Below are 20,290 nucleotides of genomic sequence, written 5' to 3'. Positions count from 1 at the left end.
GTCCTAGACGAGTTGGTCGGGGTCGAGGCCGTCGAGCAGGTTCGGCGTCTTGTCCAGCAGGTGGTTGACGAAGCCGATGATCTGCATGCCGGGGACCGTGATGGTGGCGCCGTCGTTCTCGGAGTGGAAGTGCTGGTCCGACTCGGAGTGGCTGTAGCTGCCCTTCAGGCTGAACGGGCCCCAGCCGACACTCGCGTTGACCGACACGGAGCTCTGGTGGGTCTGCAACGCCTGTGCCAGCGAGGCGGAGTGGATGGTGAGGTTCCTGATGAACAGGGCCTGGAGCGGATAGCCGATGAAGCGGCCCTGGGGCGGGTTGCCGCCGTCGGACGGCATCCGGTCGTAGTTCCAGCCCTCCCCCTGGCGCAGGTCCCAGCCGCGGTTCTCCAGGAACTCCGGGTAGAACCACGGCCGTACGACCTGTACCTGCGCCATCTCGAAGGACATCGAGAAGTCGTCGACCTGGAAGTTCTCGCTGTAGTCCTGGGAGTTGGTGGTGACGCCCGCGCTCGTGCTCCACAGGCCGAAGTTGAGACCGCCGCCCGCCGACCAGGACGTCGTCTCGTAGTGGCTGTGCGAGTCCACCATCTGGTGGTACATCGAGTACGCGGTCCAGCCGTTCGAGGTCGCGAAGTCACCGGGGACGACGCTCGTGTAATAGAAGGACTGGCCCGGGCCCAGCGCGTTGGTGTTCGCCTCCTCGTAGAAGCGCTCAAGGTTGCGCTTCCACAGCAGCATCGACTTCTCGGTGGTCTGGTCGATGTAGGCGTTGATCTCCTCGACCTCGTTGCGGTAGCCGCTCGACGTCCAGTCGTCCATCGCGGCGGCGGCCTGCATCGAGTACAGCTGCGCGTTGGCCGCCCAGTCGGCGACCGCCTGCTTGCCGGACTCCCCCACGGCGGCCTGTGCGGCGATGCGCTTGTTGTTGTACGACAGCGCGGCGGTGACGTACGCCTGCATGCACGCCTTGTAGGCCTTGAGCATGGGGCTGTCCTCGGTGACCTGCTTCTCCTGCTCGGTGACGATGTCCTTCACCGTGCGCGTGACCCTCAACAAGCCGCGGAACCGGTCCAGTCCGGCCTTCTGGTCGTCGGTGAGCTGATCGTCGACGACCTTGGAGAACTTGAGGATCTGGCCGTAGATCTCGCTCAGCCGGGCACCGCTCGCGTTGCGCCACACCCCGTCCTGGCGGCCCGACGAGTACGCCGAGGACACGTCCGGGATGAAGTCGATGAGCGAGGAGAAGTTGTACGCCTGCTGGAGCAGGAGCTTGTCCTCCGCCGCGGTGGCACCGGTGCCGATGCCCTGCGCGGCGAACGCGAAGTCCGCTTCCTGGTACGGCAGTCCGGGCATGCACCAGGTGATGAAGCTGGACTTGGCCGGCGGGACGCTGCCGTCGCCGCCGGTGAGCACGTTGTACATCTGGTCGCGGAACGTCCGCCCCAGATCCCCCAGTTGGTATCCCATGCCCCCGTCCTGCCCGGGTCATATGCCTCGTATCCGGCGACATGTTCGCGTTCACCCGGATAAGTGAATCACCGGTGATCTCAGGCAGCGGCCTCGATGTTCCGCATCACCGACGCGAGGGAGTCGTAGTAGTTCGTCGCGGTCGCGTAGCCCGCGTCCGCGACCGCCCGCGCGAAGGCGTACGGGTCGTCGGCGTGCTCGAACGCGGGCGCGTAACGGGTGTTGTTCCGCAGGTAGTTGCCGTGGGCCGTGAAGGACTCCTCGGGGGTCGCGTAGACGCGGAACCAGTCGCGGACGACATACAGGTACGTGCCGTCCGGGCGCCGCGTCACCGAGACGACCTCGGGGAACTGCACGTCGGGACGGTCCAACACCTCCTGGGTCCTGAGGAGTTGGCGGGTCTCCGGCGGGTCGGTCGCCTTCGCCTTGATGCCGAAGAAGTTGTTGCCGGGCGCGGCCGTGCCCCAGCCGGACTCCAGCGCCGCCTGGCCGAGCGTGACCAGCGCGGGCACACCGGTCGCCGCCTCGCTCGCGGTGGCGAACTCGCCGTAGGAGAGCCGGAATCGGGCCGCCTTGGACGAGCCGCCGCCCCCGGTCGGCGGGGCCGTGGCCGCGTTCGACCAGATCGCGTCGTACGGGCCGGTGAGGCCGGGCCACTGGTCGGTGATGGTGAGCGGGTAGCCGTCCTCCTGGGTCTTGGTGTGCCAGTCGACGGCCACGTACTCGGTGCCCTTGAAGAGGTACGCGCGTCCGTTGCCGGGGTTGAGCGCGCCGTCGATGCCCTCGCCGATCCAGTCGGCGGTGACGCCCGTCCAGCCGTCGGCGATCGGCTTGGGGTAACCCGGGTCCTGGCGGTCGGCGGCGATGTCGTAGCGGACGTACTGCGGGCCGGAGAAGAAGTAGAGCTTTCCGTCGGACCAGTTCATGACCGCGTCGACGGTGTCGAAGGAGAGGCCCGTCCAGTTGTCGCGGGTGGTGAGGGGGTAGCCGTCGTCCACGGTCTGGGTGGCGAACGGGATGCGGACGTACTCCGTGCCCCGGAAGACGTACAGGTGGGCCTGGCCCAGGTCGACCGCCGCGTCGATGCCCTCCTCCCAGCCGGACGGCAACCCACCCCAGGCCGCGCCGAGTTGCCAGTCCCGTGCCGGGTCGGCCGCGTCCGCGTCGATGTCGTACGTGGACACGGTGGCCCCGACGGTGAAGTACGCCCTGTCCACACTCATGCCGGGATGCATGCTCCGGCGGTGCGGTTCTTATGGCGCGGTTCGGGTTCCCGTTCGAGTGAATCAGGGGGTGATCCACGTGGCGTCATGGAGCAGGCATGGCCTTTCCAGTGATCGTTTAGGCGTTGATCGGCCCGACGTGACCGGTTTCCGGCGCGTCATCCAGAGATCTTTGGGAGTAGTCATGCGTATGCGTTCCGCCCTGACCACGTCCGTCCTCGCCGTCGGCATCCTGCTCGGTGGCGCGGGTGCCGCCCTCGCCCACGACAACGGCCCGTTCCCCCACGACGACGGCGCGGTCGTCCAGGGCACCGGTTCCCAGGGCTCCGGGCACACCGACAGCACCATGTTCGCCGGTGTCATCGACCACGTCGGCCCCGTCTACGCGTCGAACAGCAAGACCGACCACGAGTGGGACCGCGGCACGTTCGAGGGCATCTTCGGTTTCTGACACGTCCGCCCGGCGCACCAGCCCGGGCAACGCACCGGGCCATCGGTGACGGTGTGAGAGGGGCGGCCGACCTGCGTCGGCCGCCCCCCTTTTTTCGTCAGATCCTCTTTCGTCAGATCCTCTTTCGTCAGATCCTCTTTCGTCAGATCAACGGCCGCACCTGGCGCGCCTCCTTCAACGCCCTTCCCCACCAGACCAGTTGGTCCAGCATCGCCTTCGCGGCCGCGTCCGGTGCCGCGGGGTCCTTGAGGTGGCCGCGGTCGTCGAAGGACGCGCCCGCGTTGTGGAAGGAGACGGTGTCGCGGACCGTCACGGCGTGGAGTTCGGCGAAGACCTGGCGCAGGTGTTCCACCGCGCGCAGGCCGCCCGCGAGGCCGCCGTAGGAGACGAGGGCGACGGGTTTGGCGCGCCACTCGGTGAAGTGCCAGTCGATCAGGTTCTTGAGGCCGGCCGGGTAGGAGTGGTTGTACTCGGGGGTGAGAACGACGAAGGCGTCCGCGCCGGCCAGCTTCGGGGTGATGTCGGCGAGTGCGGCGGTGGCCTCCGGGGTCGGGGCGAGGCTTGTGGGCAGGTGGCCGGTCTCGGCCACGTCGACGACCTGGAGGGTGAGCTCGGGGTGGTCGCGGACGTGGGTGAGGAGCCAGTCGGCGACGACCGGGCCGAAACGGCCGTGGCGGTTGCTGCCGATCACGACGGTGACGGCCAGGGGAGCGGTGGTGGTGTCCATAAGGGCAGCCTCGTACCTCAACCATTCTTGAGGTCAAGTGAGGTCATCACCCGTTCACACGCGCGGCTTGCGCTCTTCGGGTTCTTCTCCGGGACGGGTTTCGCCGTAGCCCGTCGTACCCCTATGACCTGCTGAAACAGCGCCGAGAAGGCGCGCCGGAGGCCCTTTCTGACACCCGTTCACCGCAATTCTGACGCTCGCTCAGGAAGCGGGCTCGGCCCGGTGCCACTTACCTCGGAAGGGCAGCCAACCACAGCTCGGAGGAGCACCGATGCGACGTACCGCCCGTCTGCTGACCGGCACCGCGCTCGCCGTAGCCGCCGCGGGTCTCGCGACCGCGCCGGCGTACGGCGGCGAGACCGGCAGCCTGGAGGTGTTCCCGTCGAACGCCGTGCCGGGCGGCGACGTCACCGTGAACACGGCGGCGTGCGGCGACGACGGTACGGCCGCCGGTGATGCCGGCGCGGTGGGCGCCGGCACGTTCACGCTGGCGCCGAGCACGCACGAGGGCGATGCGATCGGGCAGTTCAAGGTGCCGCCGAGTGCGCAGCCGGGGACGTACGAGATCGTCGCGAAGTGCACGGACGGCCGCGAGGTCAGCGGCGATCTGATGGTGACGCTGGCTTCGATGCGGCAGCAGGTGCAGCCGCGCGGCAGTGTGAAGACGGGGGTCGGCGGCGCCTTGGGCCCCGACCCCGTGCAGACCGCGGCCGGCGTGGCGGCTCTCGCCGTCGCCGCCGCGGGCGGTACCTGGCTCCTGCACCGCCGGGCGAGAGGCGACAGGTTCTGACGGACACCCTCCGCTGTCCGTCCGCCGGTACCGCACGTCCCCTCCCCCTCCGGGTCCGACGCCCCTCGTGGCCCGGAGGGGGGCGCGGGGCCAGTTGCTGGAGAGGGGTTGATTCCGCATGCGCCGTCGTAGATACGGCAATACCGCGACAGGGGCCAACACCGCGATAGGGGTCGTCACCGTGGTCTCCCTGTGCGCGGGCGCGTGGCTGTTGAGCAGCGGTTCCGATACGAACGCCCCGCCGCAGCCGTCCGCCGCCGAGGCCCGGCCCGATCCGGCCGCCGGGCGTACCGCGGCCCGCGCGCTGCCGCCGTCGCCACCCGATCGCATCCGGATCCCGGCCATCCATGTGAACGCCCCGCTGATGGGCCTCAAGCTGACCGGCACCGGCAGCCTGGACGTGCCCCCGGCCGCGAAGAAGAACCTCGCCGGCTGGTACGAGGCCGGGACCACCCCCGGTGACACCGGCACGGCGGTCGTCGCGGGCCATGTCGACAACGCCGACGGGCCCGCCGTCTTCTACGACCTCGGCGCCCTGAAGAAGGGCAACACGATCGAGCTGGACCGCTTGGACGGGAGCGTCGCGCTGTTCACGGTGGACGCGGTCGAGGTGTACCGGGCGAGCCGCTTTCCGGATCGGAAGGTGTACGGGGCCGCGCGGCGGCCCGAGTTGAGGGTGATCACATGTGGGGGCGGGTATTCGCGGGCGACGGGGTATCAGGGGAACGTCGTCGTCTTCGCGCACCTGAGCGGGAGTCGGTAGGAGCTTCGGGGGAAGGGTCGTGCGTCGCCCGCGGGTTCGTCGTGGCTGGTCGCGCAGTTCCTCACGCCTCTTTGGGGCACGGGTAGTCGGGGACGTTCTCAGGCCGGCCACTGCTGGTACGCCAGGTTTGCCACCAGTGCGAAGACCACCGTCAGCAGGAGTCGGGCATGAGCTTCAGCGGCCGTTCTCCAGGTATCGAAGCACCGCCAGCACCCGCCGGTTTCCCGTGTCCGAGGGGGGCAGGTCGAGCTTCGCGAAGATGTTCGCCACGTGCTTCTCCACGGCTCGTTCCGAGACCGTGAACGTGGTGGCGATCGCGTGGTTCGTGCGGCCCTCCGCCATCAGCGCGAGGACCTCGCGTTCGCGGGGGGTGAGGGTGTCGAGGGCGGTGGATCGGCGGGCGGCGCCGAAGAGTTGGGCGACCACCTCGGGGTCGAGCGCGGTGCCGCCGGCCGCGACACGTTCCAGCGCGCCGACGAACTCCCCGATGTCCACGACCCGTTCTTTGAGGAGGTACCCGAACCCGGCCGGATTTCCGAGGAGTTGGGCCGCGTGGGTCGTCTCGACGTACTGCGAGAACAGCAGGACGCCGGTCGTGGGGTGCCGGTCGCGCAGTTGTACGGCCGCTCGTACGCCCTCGTCCGTTTGCGTGGGTGGGAGGCGGATGTCCACGACGGCCACGTCCGGGGCGTGTGCCGCCACCGCGGCGAGGAGCGCTTCGGCGTCGCCCACCGCCGCGGCGACTTCCACGTCCCGTAGCCGGAGCAACTGGACCAGGCCGTCGCGCAGCAGGACCGAGTCCTCGGCGATGACGACGCGCATACCGCTCCGATCGGGTCCGCTCAGGTGGGGGGTCATGTACGGGGTCACGTGTGGGGCAGTTCGACCGTGACCACCGTAGGGCCTCCGGGCGGGCTGTCGCAGGTCAGTGTGCCGTCGACCGTGCGGACCCGGGCGAGGAGGCCGGTCAGGCCGGAGCCCGCGCCGATCATCGCGCCGCCCTGGCCGTCGTCGGTGACGCGCAGTCGGAGGAGTCCGTCGCGGGTGGTGACGTCTACGGCGGCGGACGTGGCGTGGGCGTGTTTCGTGGCGTTGGCGAGGAGTTCGGCGGCGCAGAAGTACGCGATGGTCTCGACGGCCGGGGTGGGGCGGGTGCCGATGTCGGTGGTGAGGGTGACGGGGAGGGCGCTGTCGGCGGCGAGGGTGGTGAGGGCGGCGTGCAGACCCTCGTCGAGTACGGGCGGGTGGATGCCCTTGACCAGGTGGCGCAGGTCGGTGATGGCCTGGGTGGCGTTGCCCCGGGCGGTGTCGACGACGGTGAGGACGCGGTCGGGTTCGGCGCCGGCGGTGACCAGTTCACGGATCAGGGTGAGGTGCATGGCCAGGGCCACCAGGCGGGCCTGGGTTCCGTCGTGCAGGTCGCGTTCGATACGGCGGAGGGTGGCGGCGGCGTCGTCGACGGCTCGGGCGCGGGTCTCCTCCAGGGTGCGGATGCGGCGGGTCGCGGCGTCGGGGCCGAGCAGCACGGTCAACAGGGCGCGGTGCGGGCCGAGGCCGTAACGGAGGACGAGGGGTGCGACGGCCAGCAACAGCAATCCGGCTGTGAACGGAATCAACCAACGTGGCCAGGAGTCGAGCTGGTAACCGAAGAGCTCCAGTGACACGTGGTGGTCCGTGGACACGGGGTGCGTGGAGCCGTCGGTGCTGTGAACCGTGTTGTAGTTCCAGCGCTTGAGCAGCGGGTGCAGTGTGAACAGGACGCCGTAGATGTATCCGATGACGACGGCTGCGTACGCGAAAACCGCTGTGAACGGTGTCAACAGGGCGCAGCCGACGGCCCGCCAGCCGGTCCGGTCGAGCAGGATGCCGCGACGCCAGCCGAGCACCCCCTTGCCCCCATCCCCCGCACTGGGCTGCTCGATCTCCAGGCCGAGCAGCCGTCGGGCGAGGCCCCGTTGCAGCGCGCCCAGCGCCAGCGCGCCGCGCACGGTCGCCGCCAGCAGCCACAGGCCGAGCGTGGTCACCGACAGCGCCCCGCCGAACGCCAGCCCGACGAGCGTGAGGAAGAAGCCGACGAGGGCGAGCGGGAGGGCGATCACGCCGTAGAGGACGGCGGCCAGGGCGCGGCGGCCGAAGGTGGCGCCGGCGCGGGTGCGGAGGCGGGACCAGAGGCGGGAGCGGAGGCTCGGCATGGGGATCAACCTAGGAGAGGAACGACCTGGCGACACGGACCTGCACGGCGGTCAGGCCGCGCACCACCCACGGCATCAGCAGCAGGAAGCCGATGCCGCCGAGCACCGCGTGGAAGGCCCAGGCTCCGGCGAAGGTGGGCCCGCCCCAGGCGCCGGAGTAGTCGTCGCCGGCGCGGAGCGGCCAGCCGAGGTTCATGGGGACGATCACCCAGCCGTAGAGCGTGATGAACGCCGTGACGAGGTTGAGGGGGGTGGCGAGGAGGGCGTGGGGCAGGCCGCCGGCGCGTGCGGTGCCCGGAATCCCCGTGTCCAGGAAGCGGTGGACGAGCCCCCGTTGCCAGCGGGCCGCGGGTGCGCCGAGGAGGGCGAGCGGGATGCAGGCCAGGCCGAGCGGGAGGGCGAGGAGTGCGTAGGCGGTGCGGCGCCAGGTGGTGGCGGTGAACGGTGCGCGGACGAGGTTCCAGGCGTGGACGGAGGTCGGGTCCGGGGCGGTGGTCATGGTGCGTCCCCCTGCACATGAGTCGGCGTACATGAGTCGGCGCAGCCCGTGTGAACTGCTGTGAACCGATGTCTCCAGCTTTCCGCCGCCGCCCGCTGTACACGATGGTGCCTGCACGGGACCCGGGGGTTCGGTTAACCGAACCCCACACTCCGCCCCCGGCGCGCGCCCCGAACCCTCACACCCCCCGCGCGCTCCCGCTGAGGGCAGCGTTCCCCGCGGGAAACAGGTGGGATGCGGTCGGGTAACACCGGCGTCGCAGGCTCCTGGGCATGACCTCGAATCCGCGTGTGGTGCCCACCGTGCCCACCATCGTGCTCGTCGGCCACGGCATGGTCGGTCAGCGCTTCCTCGAAGCGCTCGCCGAGCGCGGCCTGACCGCCACGCACCGTGTGGTCGTCCTGTGCGAGGAACCGCGTCCGGCCTACGACCGCGTCCGGCTCACCTCGTGCTTCTCGGGCCGCACGCCCGAGGAACTCTCGCTCACGGACCCGGAGTTCATCGCGGACCACGGGATCGAGCTGCACGTCGGCGACCCGGCGGAGACGATCGACCGGACGACGAGGACGGTAACCGCCCGCTCTGGACTGTCAGTTGAGTACGACACGCTCGTCCTCGCCACCGGCTCGTACCCGTTCGTGCCACCGGTCCCCGGCAAGGACGCCGAGGGCTGTTTCGTCTACCGCACGATCGACGACCTGCTCGCGATCGAGGCGTACGCCAGGACGCGGGCGACGACAGGTGCCGTGGTCGGTGGTGGACTGCTCGGGCTGGAGGCCGCCGGGGCGCTCAAGGGGCTCGGACTGACCACGGACATCGTGGAGTTCGCGCCGCGCCTGATGCCGGTGCAGATCGACGAGGGCGGCGGGGCGGCCCTGCTGCGGACCATCGAGGACATGGGGCTGACCGTCCACACGGGCGTGGGCACCCAGGAGATCGTGACCGGCGCGGACGGTGCCGTCACCGGCATGAAGCTGTCCGACGGTTCCCAACTCGCCACGGACATCGTGGTGTTCAGCGCCGGTGTCCGCCCCCGCGACCAACTCGCCCGCGACACCGGCCTGTCCGTCGGTGAGCGCGGTGGCATCGCGGTCGACGAGCAGTGCCGTACGGTCACCGACCCGCAGGTGTTCGCGATCGGCGAGTGCGCGCTGGCGGCGGACGGCCGGGTGTACGGGCTGGTGGCGCCCGGTTACGAGCAGGCGGAGACGGCCGCCGCGACCATCGCGCGGGACGAATCCGCCTTCACCGGCGCCGACTTGTCGACCAAGTTGAAGCTGCTCGGTGTGGACGTGGCGTCCTTCGGCGACGCGCACGGCGCGACCGCGGACTGCCTCGACGTCGTCTACTCCGACGCGCGGGCGGGGACGTACAAGAAGCTGGTGATCGGGCGGGGCGGCGAGCTGCTGGGCGGCATCCTGGTCGGCGACGCGGACGCGTACGGCACGCTGCGCGCGTTCACCGGGTCCGTACCGCCCGTCTCCCCCGAGCAGTTGGTGCTGCCGGCCGGTTCCGGGGACGCCGTCCAGCTCGGGCCGTCCGCGCTGCCCGACGCGGCCGTCATCTGCTCCTGCCACAACGTCAGCAAGGGCGCGATCCGCGGCGCGGTGACGGACCACTCCTGCGCGAGCGTGCCGGAGGTGAAGAAGTGCACCAAGGCCGGTACCGGCTGCGGGAGTTGCGTCAAGGTGCTCGGCCAGCTGGTCACCGCCGAGCTGGAGGCGAACGGCGTCGAGGTCGACAAGGGCCTGTGCGGCTGCTTCGCGCAGACGCGCGCGGAGTTGTACGAGATCGCCCTCGCGTTGCGCATCAACTCCTACCAGGATCTGCTGGATCGCTACGGCCGTGACGGCGCCCGGGGTGGCGACGGCTGCGAGATCTGCAAGCCGACGGTCGCCTCGGTCGTCGCGTCCCTCGCCCCGACGATCGGCGCGAGCGGCTATGTCCTGGACGGCGAGCAGGCGGCCCTCCAGGACAGCAACGACCACTTTCTCGCCAACTTGCAGAAGAACGGCTCCTATTCGGTCGTGCCGCGTATCCCCGGCGGCGAGATCACCCCCGAGAAACTCATCGTGATCGGCGAGGTGGCCCGCGACTTCGGCCTCTACACGAAGATCACCGGCGGCCAGCGCATCGACCTCTTCGGCGCACGGGTGGAACAACTCCCGCTGATCTGGGCGCGGTTGGTGGACGCCGGTTTCGAGTCCGGGCATGCGTACGGAAAGGCACTGCGCACCGTCAAGTCCTGTGTGGGGCAGACCTGGTGCCGCTACGGCGTCCAGGACTCGGTCCGGATGGCGATCGACCTGGAGCTGCGCTACCGGGGTCTGCGCTCCCCGCACAAGCTCAAGTCGGCGGTCTCCGGCTGCGCCCGCGAGTGCGCCGAGGCCCAGTCGAAGGACTTCGGGATCATCGCCACCGCCACCGGCTGGAACCTCTACGTCGGCGGCAACGGCGGCGCGACTCCGCGTCACGCGGACCTACTCGCCAAGGACCTCTCCGAAGCCGAACTGGTGCGCCTGATCGACCGGTTCCTCATGTTCTACATCCGTACGGCCGACCGGCTGGAGCGCACGAGCGTGTGGCTGGAGCGGATTCCGGGCGGCCTCGACCACGTACGGGATGTGGTCGTGGCGGACTCGCTCGGTATCTGCGGGGAGTTGGAGTCGCTGATGGCCGCGTATGTCGCCGGGTACCGCGACGAGTGGGCCACGACCATCAACGACCCCGAGAAACTGGCCCGGTTCGTGTCCTTCGTGAACGCGCCCGACACCCCGGACCCGGTCGTCGGCTTCGTCCCCGAGCGCGACCAGATCAAGCCCGACCTGCCGTTGCTCACCATCGGCATGCGACCCCAGCAGCCCGCAGACGTCCTGGAAGGAAGCGCCCAGCGATGACCCTGGCTCCCGAGACGACCGACCTGAAGGTCCAACTCCGGCTCACCGAGGACTGGTTCACGGTCTGCGACCTCAACCGGCTCACCCCCGGCCGCGGAGTGGCGGCCCTGCTGCCCGACGGCCGCCAGGTCGCCCTGTTCCGCGACCGCTCCGGCACCCTCTACGGCATCGACAACCGCGACCCGTTCAGCGGCGCGGCGGTCCTCTCCCGCGGCCTGACCGGCACGCACCAGGGCCGCCCGTTCGTCGCGTCGCCGCTGCTCAAGCAGCGGTTCGACCTGATCTCCGGGGAGTGTCTGGACGACGCGTCGGTGCGGGTGGCGACGTACGAGGTGCGGGCGGGCTGACACACCGGACGTACGCCACCGTTCCGCACCGGATGCGCTGCGTGCGCCGTGCGGTCAGCGGTCCGCCCCAGTGGTCGACTCGGCGCCCGGGTGTCGTCGGGGTGGGTGGGCTGGACGGGCTGGGGGGGGACGGAGCGGTCATCGGGGGTCCTTCCGGCGGGTGTTGGGGAGGGGGTGCCGGACGGGGCGCGGGTGCCGAGATTTGGGGACTATCGGGGCTGTACGGGGAGCGGTCGGTCCGCCGGTGGACGGCCCAGCGTGTGGAACAGGCCGGTCGCCAGGACCAGGCCCTCGCGGGCGATGGGCGCCAACAGGTGTTCGTCGGGGGCGTGTTGGAGGCAGCCGGGGTAGGAGTGGGGCAGCCAGAGGGTGGGCAGGCCGAGGACGTCGGTGAAGACGGCGTTGGGCAGGGACCCGCCGATGTTGGGCAGTACGGCGATCGGGCCGCCCGTGATCTCCTCCAGCGTGGTCCGGGTCCAGCGCACCCACGGGTCGTCGAGCGGGGTCCGGCTCGCGGCGAAGCTGCCGAGCACACGGACGTCGACCATCGGGTACCCGTGCTCGGTCAGGTGCCGGGCGACGGCCTCGGCTGCCTGATCGGCGTCGGTGCCCACGACGTACCGGAGTTGGAGGACCGCGCGGGCGCTGCCCGGGATCGCGTTGACCGGCCGGTCGGCGTCGGCCGAACCGAGGGCGAGGACTTCGAGGGTGTTCCAGGCGTAGAGCCGCTCGGCGGCGGTCAGTTGGGGCTCGCCCCAGCCCTCGTCCGGTACCGGGTCACCGGGCGAGTCGGCGACGGTGACACCGGCGAGTGCCTCACGGACCTCCGGCGGGATCGCGGGCGGCAGCAACTCCGGTACCCGGATGCGGCCGTGGCCGTCGACCAGGGTCGCGACGGCGCCGGCGATGGTGGTCGCGGGGTTGCGCAGCAGGCCGCCCCAGTTGCCGGAGTGGTAGGCGTCCGGCCTTAGATCGGCGGTGAGTTGAAGCCCGAGGCCGCCGCGCGCGCCGAGGAACAGCGTCGGGGTCGTGGCGTCCAGGCGTGGCCCGTCCGAGGCGACGAGCACGTCGGCGCGCAGCAACTCCCGGTGTTCCGCCGCGAATTCGGCGAGTCCGGGTGAGCCGATCTCCTCGCCGGACTCCAGCAGGAAGGTCAGGTTGAAGCCCAACGAGCCCTGATCGGCGAGGAGTAGCCGCAGGGCGGCCAGATTGACCAGGTGCTGGCCCTTGTTGTCGGCGGCGCCGCGCCCGTACCAGCGCTCGCCCTCGGCGGTGAGCGTCCACGGGTCGCGGCCCTCGCTCCACCGGCCCGCCTGGCCCTCGACGACGTCCGCGTGGCCGTAGACGAGCACGGTCGGGAGGTCGGGGGACTCGACGCGGGTGCCGATCAGGAAGGGGCCGGCCGCCGGATCGGGGTTGTCGTGGCGCGCGACCTCGCAGCCGAGGGCGGTCAGGGCGGGGGTCAGGAACTCGTCGAGGTATGCCTCGATGGCAAGGCGACCCTCCGGTCGGGAACTCTCCGTGGCGTACGCGACCATGGTGGCCAGCTCGGTGAAGAAGGCGCCCGAGTCGACGAACTCCTCGGCTTTGCGGGCCAGTTTCTCAGGGATCACGGGATGATCTCTCCAGGGAGGGCGGCGGTCGGGCGGGTGGTGCGCTCTCGTCGTCCCAGCAGAGTAGGGCGGATCCGGGCTTGCGACCATTGCCGTTTGTGACGTGATGCGTTCTCCTTTCGGCAACGCAATGTCTGGCCGAATGTCTGATCACAGGGGACCCATGCAACTCCTGCCGGTGAACCTCGCCTACTTCCTGGAGGTCGCCCGCACCGGATCGGTGACCGAGGCGGCGCACGCGCTGAACGTCGCGCCCTCGGCGATCAGCAGGCAGGTCGCCAAGCTGGAGTCCGGCATCGGGGTACCGCTGTTCGCCCGGCATCCGCGCGGGATGACCCTGACCGAGGCCGGCTCCCGACTGCTCGCCCACGCGCGCAGCACCGAGACCGAATCGACCACGCTCGTCGAGGAGTTGAGGACCGGGCGGGGAGCGGAGGCGCGCAGTGTCGCCGTCGCGTGTTCGGAGGGGTTCGCACGGCGGCTGGTCCCGCGGGCGATCGCCGACTTCCGGCGCGCCCATCCCGACGTGGCCTTCCGTGTGGACGTGGTCGCCCGCCAGGAGGCGACCCGGCGCGTGGTCGAGGGCCTCGCCGACGTCGCCGTCACCTACACGATGGGCCCGCAGCACGACGTCCGCGTCGAGTGCGCGGTCGTGGTCCCGGTGGTGGCGATCGTCCCCCTCGGTCACCCGCTCGCCGGGCGCGACCGCATCGGCCTCGCCGACCTGTGCGCGTACCCGTTGGCGCTGGCCTCGCCCGGCACCAGTCAGCGTGAACTCTTCGACATCGGGGCGCAGTTGGAGGGGATCACGGTCCGTCCCGCGCTGGTCTCCGACGGCCTCGCTCCGCAGTACGAGTTCGTACGCGCGGGAGGGGGCCTCGCCCTGGTCGGTGACCTCGGCGACACAGAGCAGAGCTCCGTGACCGAGGGCGTGACCTACGTCCCCGTAGACCACCCGGTGTTCCGGCAGCGCGAGGCGCAGGTGCAGACGGCGACGGGGCGGCGGCCGTCCTGGTCGGCGACACAGTTCACCGAACTGCTGGTGGCGTCACTGCGGCGGGACCGGCCCACCTGAGCCGCCGTCCTCTACCTGGCCTCGGACGACGCGGCGTCGGTGGTGGGCACGGACCTGGTGGTGGACAGCGGCGCGACGGCGTGAGGGCCGGGCGACGGATTCCGGTAACTCGGCTACTCACGCCTTGAGTTGGTCGTAGACAACCCCCGTCAGCTCCTCCGAAGCGGCCCAAAGACGTTGCCCCATCGCGTCGTTGAGGGTCCAGGGTGCCCGCCAGGACGGTGCCGGCGCCCCGCGCCACATGGCGATACGGGGGCCGAAGAACGCATCAGGCCGCACGTCGGGGGCGGTGGCCGCGTAGAGGGAGGGCAGCGCGCCGGCCTCCGCCGACTGGGCGAAGACCCGGTTGCCGATCTCCATGAGCCGCTCGGCACCTCTGCGCCCCTCCGCCTGCGGCCCGGCGGTCTGGAGGTTGGTGGCGGCGTACCCGGGGTGGGCGGCGGTCGCGATCACCCTCGAACCGGCCGCCGCGAGCCGCCGCGCCAGCTCGTGCGTGAAGAGCAGGTTGGCGGTCTTGGAACGGGAGTACGCGGTCCAACGTCTGTACCGGAGCTCGCTGTTGAGGTCGTCGATGTCGATGTTGGCGAGCACGTGCATAAAGCTGGAGAGCGTGACGATCCGGGCGTCGGGCGCGTCGAGCAGAGCCGGCAGCAACAGCCCGGTGAGCGCGAAGTGCCCCAGGTGGTTGACCCCGAACTGCGTCTCGAAGCCGTCCACCGTCGTGCCGTACGGCATCGCCATGACGCCGGCGTTGTTGACGAGCAGATCGAGCCGCTCGTAGGGGAAGGTGTCCGCGAACTCCCGTACGGACGCCAGGTCCCCGAGATCCAGCCGCCCGAACTGCGCCTCGGCGCCCGGCACTTCGGCGACGATCCGGTCGGCGGCCGCACTCCCCCGCACCTCACTACGGCAGGCGAGCACCACCCGGGCACCCTTGCGGGCCAGCTCGCGCGCGGTGACGTAGCCGAGCCCACTGTTGGCCCCGGTGACGACGGCGACCCGGCCGTGCTGGTCGGGGACGGCCTTCTCGTTCCAGCCGGACATCATCGGGCTCCCTCGGTGGGCGTGGACAAGCGTCGGCGACGGTTGGGATCTCAGCGTACGAGAGCCGGCCCGCCACCGCTCCGCTCACAGCGAGCGACATGTCCATCACGAGATGGTCACTCCTCCTGCACCGCTCGCACCGGGGCAATACGGTCCATGTCTCACCAGACACAGGGGGACGAGATGACTCACCCGTACGCCACACCACCCATGCCCCAGCCCCAGCCGCCGTTCCAGCCCGTCCGACCGGCCCCCCGCTGGGCCCGCAAGCGGTACGTACTCCCCGCCCTCGCCCTGGCCTTCCTCATCGGCATCGGCGCGGGCGGCTCCGGCCAGGACAAGAGGACCGACACGACGGCCGACGCGAAGCCGGCGGCGGCCAGGCCCCGGCCGACGATGACCGTCACGGCGACGACGACCGAGACGGCGAGCCCGGCCCCCGCGCCTACGGTCACCACGACCAAGACGGTCAAGGTCACCAAGACGGTCACCGCAGAAGCAGCCGCAGGCACCGGCTCGGGTTCAGGTTCCGGCTCGGGTTCCGACGACTCCGACTCCGGTGGCGGCAGCGCGTATTACACGAACTGCACCGCCGCCCGCGCCGCCGGGGTCACCCCCCTCCACAGGGGCGACCCCGGCTACGACTCCCACCTCGACCGGGACGGGGACGGCGTCGCCTGCGAGTGACACCAGAACGGCAGCGGGGAGGGGCGGCACCCCCGCACAGGGTGGCCGCCCCTCCCCTCGTGATCCGGAACCACCGCCGCGTCGGTGAGGGTCAGGATGACCGACAGCAGCCCCGGGGTTCTTGAAGGCCGTACAACTGAACGCCGTACGGCCTACCGGTGATCGCTCCCCTGCGCCACCGAAGCCGCCCGCCCCGCCTCAAGCCGGGCCACCGGGATCCGGAACGGGGAGCAGGAGACGTAGTCCAGGCCGACCTCGTGGAAGAAGTGGACCGACTCGGGGTCGCCGCCGTGTTCGCCGCAGACGCCGAGCTTGAGGTCCGGGCGGGTTTCGCGGCCAGCCTTCGCCGCCAGCTTCACCAGGGAGCCGACGCCATCCCTGTCGATCGTCTCGAAGGGGCTGACGCCGAAGATGCCCTTCTCCAGGTAGGCCGTGAAGAAGGAGGCCTCCACGTCGTCCCGGCTGAAGCCCCACACCGTCTGCGTGAGGTCGTTCGTGCCGAACGAGAAGAACTCCGCCGCCTCCGCGATCTGGCCCGCCGTCAGGGCGGCACGCGGGAGTTCGATCATCGTGCCGATGGACAGCTTCAGCGATGTACCCGTTGCCGCCTCCACCTCCGCGACGACCTGGTCGGCCTCCTCGCGGACGATCTCCAACTCCTGGACCGTGCCGACGAGCGGGATCATGATCTCCGCGCGCGGGTCGCCCTTCGCCGCCTTGCGTTCGGCGGCGGCCTCGGCGATCGCCCTTACCTGCATCGTGAACAAGCCCGGAATCACCAAGCCCAACCGGACACCCCGCAGGCCCAGCATCGGGTTCTGCTCGTGCAGGCGGTGGACCGCCTGGAGGAGGCGGAGGTCGTTCTCGTGGGACTCCTGACGGGACTCCGCGAGCGCTACTCGGACCGACAACTCCGTTATGTCCGGCAGGAATTCGTGCAGCGGCGGGTCCAACAGGCGGACGGTGACCGGGAGTCCGTCCATCGCCTTGAACAGCTCCACGAAGTCGGCCTTCTGGAGCGGGAGAAGAGCCTTGAGGGACTCCTCGCGTTCGGTGTCCGTGTCGGCCAGGATCAGGCGTTCCACCAACCCGCGGCGGTCGCCGAGGAACATGTGCTCCGTACGGCAGAGGCCGATGCCCTGTGCCCCGAAGCGGCGGGCGCGCAGCGCGTCCTCGGCGTTGTCGGCGTTGGCGCGCACCCTCAACCGGCGTACCCGGTCCGCGTATCCGATGATGCGGTGGACCGCCTCGACCAGCTCGTCGGCGTCGTCGGCACCCGCGTGCATCCGGCCCTCGAAGTACTCCACGACCGGGGACGGGACGACCGGGACCTCGCCCAGGTACACCTTGCCGCTGGAGCCGTCGATGGAGATCACGTCGCCCTCCTCGACCACGTGACCGCCCGGCACCGTCATCCGGCGCCGCTTGGTGTCGACCTCCAGTTCCTCCGCACCGCACACGCACGTCTTGCCCATGCCCCGCGCCACGACGGCCGCGTGGGACGTCTTGCCACCCCTGCTGGTGAGGATGCCCTCCGCCGCGATCATGCCGTCGAGGTCGTCCGGGTTCGTCTCGCGGCGGACCAGGATCACCTTCTCGCCCGAACGCGACCACTTCACCGCCGTGTACGAGTCGAAGACCGCCTTGCCGACCGCCGCGCCCGGCGAGGCCGCGATGCCCCGCCCGACCTGCTGGACCTTCGCCTCGTCGTCGAAGCGCGGGAACATCAGCTGCGCCAACTGCGCGCCGGTGACCCGCTGGAGGGCCTCCGCCTCGTCGATCAGCCCCTGGTCGACGAGTTGGGTCGCGATGCGGAACGCCGCACCCGCCGTCCGCTTCCCCACCCGCGTCTGGAGCATCCACAACTGCCCGCGCTCGATGGTGAACTCGATGTCGCAGAGATCCTTGTAGTGGTTCTCCAGCGTCTTCATGATCTGCATGAGCTGGTCGTACGACGCCTTGTCGATCTGCTCAAGTTCCGCGAGGGGCACGGTGTTTCGGATGCCGGCGACGACGTCCTCGCCCTGCGCGTTCTGCAAGTAGTCGCCGTAGACGCCCTGGTGGCCACTGGCCGGGTCCCGGGTGAAGGCGACGCCGGTGCCCGAGTCGGGGCCGAGGTTGCCGAAGACCATCGAGCAGATGTTGACCGCCGTGCCGAGGTCGTGCGGGATGCGTTCCTGGCGGCGGTAGAGCTTGGCGCGGTCGGTGTTCCAGGAGTCGAAGACCGCGTGGATGGCGAGGTCCATCTGCTCGCGCGGGTCCTGAGGGAAGTCGCGGCCGGCCTCGGTCCTGACGATCCGCTTGAACCGGGTGACCAGCTTCTTCAGGTCGGCCGCGTCCAACTCGGTGTCCACGACGACCTTCTTGGCGTCCTTGGCCTTGTCGAGGGCCTCCTCGAAGAGGTCGCCGTCGACACCGAGGACGGTCTTGCCGAACATCTGGATCAGACGGCGGTACGAGTCCCACGCGAAGCGCTCGTCGCCGGCCTGCTTCGCCAGGCCCTGCACGGACTTGTCGGAGAGGCCGATGTTCAGGACCGTGTCCATCATGCCGGGCATCGAGAACTTCGCCCCGGAACGGACCGATACGAGGAGGGGGTCGTCGGCCTGCCCGAGCTTCTTGCCCATCGTCGACTCCAGCGCTTCGAGGTGTGCACTCACCTCGTCACGCAGTGCCGCCGGTTCGTCTCCGCTGTCGAGGTAGGTCTTGCACGCCTCGGTCGTGATGGTGAAACCCGGCGGGACGGGAAGGCCCAGGTTGGTCATCTCGGCGAGGTTGGCACCCTTGCCGCCGAGGAGGTCCTTGAGGTCCTTGTTTCCCTCGGTGAAGTCGTAGACGAACTTCACTACGTGGGGTTCTTTGTTTTCCGACACGGGTCTCGACTCCTCGGGACGCGGGTGGCTGCCCTGACGGGCAGGAACATACCCAGATCGAAGGCGTCTGGGTACGTCCACTTGCATGTCATGCGTCTGTAACCGGTAGTCCGCCAGCGGATCGAAAGTCAAAGCTCGGCAAGCGAACACCGCCGGATGTTTTCACTTCTTGAACGCGACAAGGCCCATCGGCGCGCATTTACGCTCACATGAGCGGTTCACGGCTCGGCTGTTTTCGATCGATGAACGATCAAGGGGTGGCACGGAGTGCCACCCCTTGGAGAAGTGCAGCCGCGCAAGATCCGCTCACCTGAGCGCCACCCCTATCAAAGGTGGCGAGAATCACGCTTCCACACCCGACCGGATTTCACCATCCGGACACGTCCCGGGACGGAAACCCGGGCGTCACATGCCCAGCGCGAGCAGCCGTTCCTCGACCCGCTCCGGCGCGTACAGGTGCTCCACGACCAGCGCCCCCGCCCCCACCAGCCCGGCCCGCTCACCGAGCCGCGAGGTCAGCACGTGCAGATGAGCGGTGGAGCGCGGCAGCGCCCGCTGGTACAGCAGCTCCCGTACGCCCGTGAGGAAGGAGGTGCCGGCCAGGTCTCCCGCGATCATCAGAACCCCGGGGTTGAGCAGCGTCACCACGGTCGCCAGGACGTCCCCGACCTGCCGTCCCGCCTCGCGGGCGAAGGCGGCGGCTCCCGGATGCCCGGACGCGAGCAGGTCCCGCACATCCGAGCCGGACGCCGCCGGCACCCCGGTCTCGGCCAGCCGTCGCGCCACGGCGCCACCGCTGGCGACGGCGGCGAGACAGCCGTAGGACCCGCAACGGCACAGCGCCTGCGCGCCCGCCGGGACGCGGATGTGGCCGATGTCGCCGGCACCGCCGTCGATCCCCCGGAAGATGGAGCCGCCGACGACAACTCCCGCGCCGATACCGGTGGACACCTTGACCAGGACGAAGGCCGAGCAGTCGGGGTGTCCGGTGCGCTGTTCGCCGTAGGCCATGAGGTTGGCGTCGTTGTCGACCAGGACCGGGACCCGGGGGGCGCCGGTGTGTTCGGTGAAGGCGCGGGCCAGACGGCCTCTTATGTCGTAGCCGTCCCAGCCGGGCATGATCGGCGGCTGGACGACCCGGCCGGTCTCGCTGTCGACGGGCCCGGGGACCGCGAGCCCGATCCCGCAGACCTCGGACGCCCGATGCCCGGCCTTCTCCAGCAACTCGGCGAACCAGCGGCCGAGTTCGCCGAGTACGGCGTCCGGGCCGTCCTCGATGACGAGCGTGCCGCCGTGCTCGGCGAGGAGCTCGCCGGTGAGCGAGAGGACGCACGCGCGCGCGTGGCGGGTGTCCAGGTCCGCCGCGAGGACTACGGCGTGAGCGTCGTCGAACTCCAGCGTGATCGACGGCCTGCCGCCCAGCGGGGAGTCCACCGGACCGCCCGCGCCCTCGCGCAACCAGCCCGCACGGAAGAGCCGGTCCAGGCGCTGGCCGACGGTCGCGCGGGAGAGCCCGGTCACCTGTTGGAGGGCGCCGCGGGTCGTGGCACGCCCGGTGCGTACCAGTTCGAGCAGATCGCCGGCGCTCGCTTGACCTCGTCCAGTCATGCGCACCCCCTTGTGTTTCTCAACCCTGCATTAC

At 70.2% G+C, this 20,290-nt stretch carries 17 protein-coding genes; 7 read left to right on the top strand and 10 right to left on the bottom strand.

All coding sequences use genetic code 11. The annotated features are described in order from the left end of the window. Positions 1–3: 3 nt before the first annotated feature. On the bottom strand, positions 4–1,467 hold the full coding sequence (locus OG226_RS33275) for a hypothetical protein (protein WP_329350960.1): 1,464 nt from the start codon (positions 1,465–1,467) through the stop codon (positions 4–6). 80 nt (positions 1,468–1,547) lie between these two features. Beyond that, a complete protein-coding gene (locus OG226_RS33270; protein ID WP_329350959.1) occupies positions 1,548–2,690 on the bottom strand; it encodes a hemopexin repeat-containing protein in 1,143 nt (380 codons plus the stop codon). Positions 2,691–2,874: 184 nt separating this feature from the next. Between OG226_RS33270 and OG226_RS33265 the strand changes: the two genes are divergently transcribed. Beyond that, entirely contained in the window at positions 2,875–3,141 is a 267-nt protein-coding gene (locus OG226_RS33265; RefSeq protein WP_328683494.1) for a hypothetical protein, read from the top strand. Between the two features lie 142 nt (positions 3,142–3,283). Here the strand turns inward: OG226_RS33265 and OG226_RS33260 are convergent, their stop codons facing one another. Beyond that, positions 3,284–3,868 carry an NADPH-dependent FMN reductase gene (locus OG226_RS33260; RefSeq protein WP_328683493.1) on the bottom strand — a complete coding sequence of 195 codons (585 nt, stop codon included), beginning with the start codon at positions 3,866–3,868 and terminating at the stop codon, positions 3,284–3,286. Between the two features lie 271 nt (positions 3,869–4,139). Between OG226_RS33260 and OG226_RS33255 the strand changes: the two genes are divergently transcribed. Further along, on the top strand, positions 4,140–4,658 hold the full coding sequence (locus OG226_RS33255) for a hypothetical protein (protein ID WP_328683492.1): 519 nt from the start codon (positions 4,140–4,142) through the stop codon (positions 4,656–4,658). A gap of 118 nt (positions 4,659–4,776) precedes the next feature. Next, a complete protein-coding gene (locus OG226_RS33250) occupies positions 4,777–5,421 on the top strand; it encodes a class F sortase (protein ID WP_328683491.1) in 645 nt (214 codons plus the stop codon). A 174-nt stretch (positions 5,422–5,595) separates the two neighbouring features. On the opposite strand, the gene OG226_RS33245 is transcribed toward OG226_RS33250, so the two are convergent. From OG226_RS33245 to OG226_RS33235, 3 genes are read right to left on the bottom strand one after another with little or no spacing between them, the layout of a single operon-like run. Next, a complete protein-coding gene (locus OG226_RS33245) occupies positions 5,596–6,243 on the bottom strand; it encodes a response regulator transcription factor (RefSeq protein WP_328683490.1) in 648 nt (215 codons plus the stop codon). A gap of 44 nt (positions 6,244–6,287) precedes the next feature. Continuing rightward, a complete protein-coding gene (locus OG226_RS33240; protein ID WP_328683489.1) occupies positions 6,288–7,613 on the bottom strand; it encodes a sensor histidine kinase in 1,326 nt (441 codons plus the stop codon). A gap of 10 nt (positions 7,614–7,623) precedes the next feature. After that, positions 7,624–8,112 carry a hypothetical protein gene (locus tag OG226_RS33235; RefSeq protein WP_329350958.1) on the bottom strand — a complete coding sequence of 163 codons (489 nt, stop codon included), beginning with the start codon at positions 8,110–8,112 and terminating at the stop codon, positions 7,624–7,626. A 272-nt stretch (positions 8,113–8,384) separates the two neighbouring features. Between OG226_RS33235 and nirB the strand changes: the two genes are divergently transcribed. Continuing rightward, positions 8,385–11,009, top strand: a complete 2,625-nt coding sequence (gene nirB / locus OG226_RS33230) for a nitrite reductase large subunit NirB (RefSeq protein ID WP_328683487.1) — start codon at positions 8,385–8,387, stop codon at positions 11,007–11,009. After that, positions 11,006–11,356 (top strand): nitrite reductase small subunit NirD, encoded by a 351-nt coding sequence (nirD, locus tag OG226_RS33225; RefSeq protein ID WP_328683486.1) that lies wholly within the window; start codon positions 11,006–11,008, stop codon positions 11,354–11,356. Before nirB ends, nirD begins: the two co-directional genes overlap by 4 nt. Before the next feature lie 209 nt (positions 11,357–11,565). Here nirD and OG226_RS33220 read toward each other — a convergent pair whose 3' ends face one another. Next, complete coding sequence (locus tag OG226_RS33220) at positions 11,566–12,969, bottom strand: M20 family metallopeptidase (protein ID WP_329350957.1); 1,404 nt, start codon at positions 12,967–12,969, stop codon at positions 11,566–11,568. Between the two features lie 163 nt (positions 12,970–13,132). On the opposite strand from OG226_RS33220, the gene OG226_RS33215 reads away from it, so the two are divergent. After that, the gene (locus OG226_RS33215) at positions 13,133–14,044 is read left to right on the top strand and encodes a LysR family transcriptional regulator (protein ID WP_329350956.1); all 912 of its coding nucleotides are present in this window, start codon (positions 13,133–13,135) and stop codon (positions 14,042–14,044) included. A 117-nt stretch (positions 14,045–14,161) separates the two neighbouring features. Here OG226_RS33215 and OG226_RS33210 read toward each other — a convergent pair whose 3' ends face one another. After that, positions 14,162–15,088: an oxidoreductase gene (locus tag OG226_RS33210; RefSeq protein ID WP_329350955.1), complete on the bottom strand. Its 927-nt coding sequence runs from the start codon at positions 15,086–15,088 to the stop codon at positions 14,162–14,164. 183 nt (positions 15,089–15,271) lie between these two features. Here OG226_RS33210 and OG226_RS33205 point away from each other — a divergent pair, with 183 nt between their 5' ends. Continuing rightward, on the top strand, positions 15,272–15,775 hold the full coding sequence (locus OG226_RS33205) for an excalibur calcium-binding domain-containing protein (protein WP_329353584.1): 504 nt from the start codon (positions 15,272–15,274) through the stop codon (positions 15,773–15,775). 152 nt (positions 15,776–15,927) lie between these two features. On the opposite strand, the gene ppdK is transcribed toward OG226_RS33205, so the two are convergent. Continuing rightward, a complete protein-coding gene (gene ppdK, locus OG226_RS33200) occupies positions 15,928–18,648 on the bottom strand; it encodes a pyruvate, phosphate dikinase (protein WP_443044824.1) in 2,721 nt (906 codons plus the stop codon). Between the two features lie 405 nt (positions 18,649–19,053). Then, positions 19,054–20,256: an ROK family protein gene (locus OG226_RS33195; protein ID WP_328683481.1), complete on the bottom strand. Its 1,203-nt coding sequence runs from the start codon at positions 20,254–20,256 to the stop codon at positions 19,054–19,056. Positions 20,257–20,290: the final 34 nt, after the last annotated feature.

The sequence above is a fragment of the Streptomyces sp. NBC_01261 genome (assembly GCF_036226385.1).
Lineage (GTDB): Bacteria > Actinomycetota > Actinomycetes > Streptomycetales > Streptomycetaceae > Streptomyces.
The sequence above is the reverse complement of the archived record's forward strand: the minus strand, read 5'-3'. Positions and strand labels throughout refer to the sequence as shown.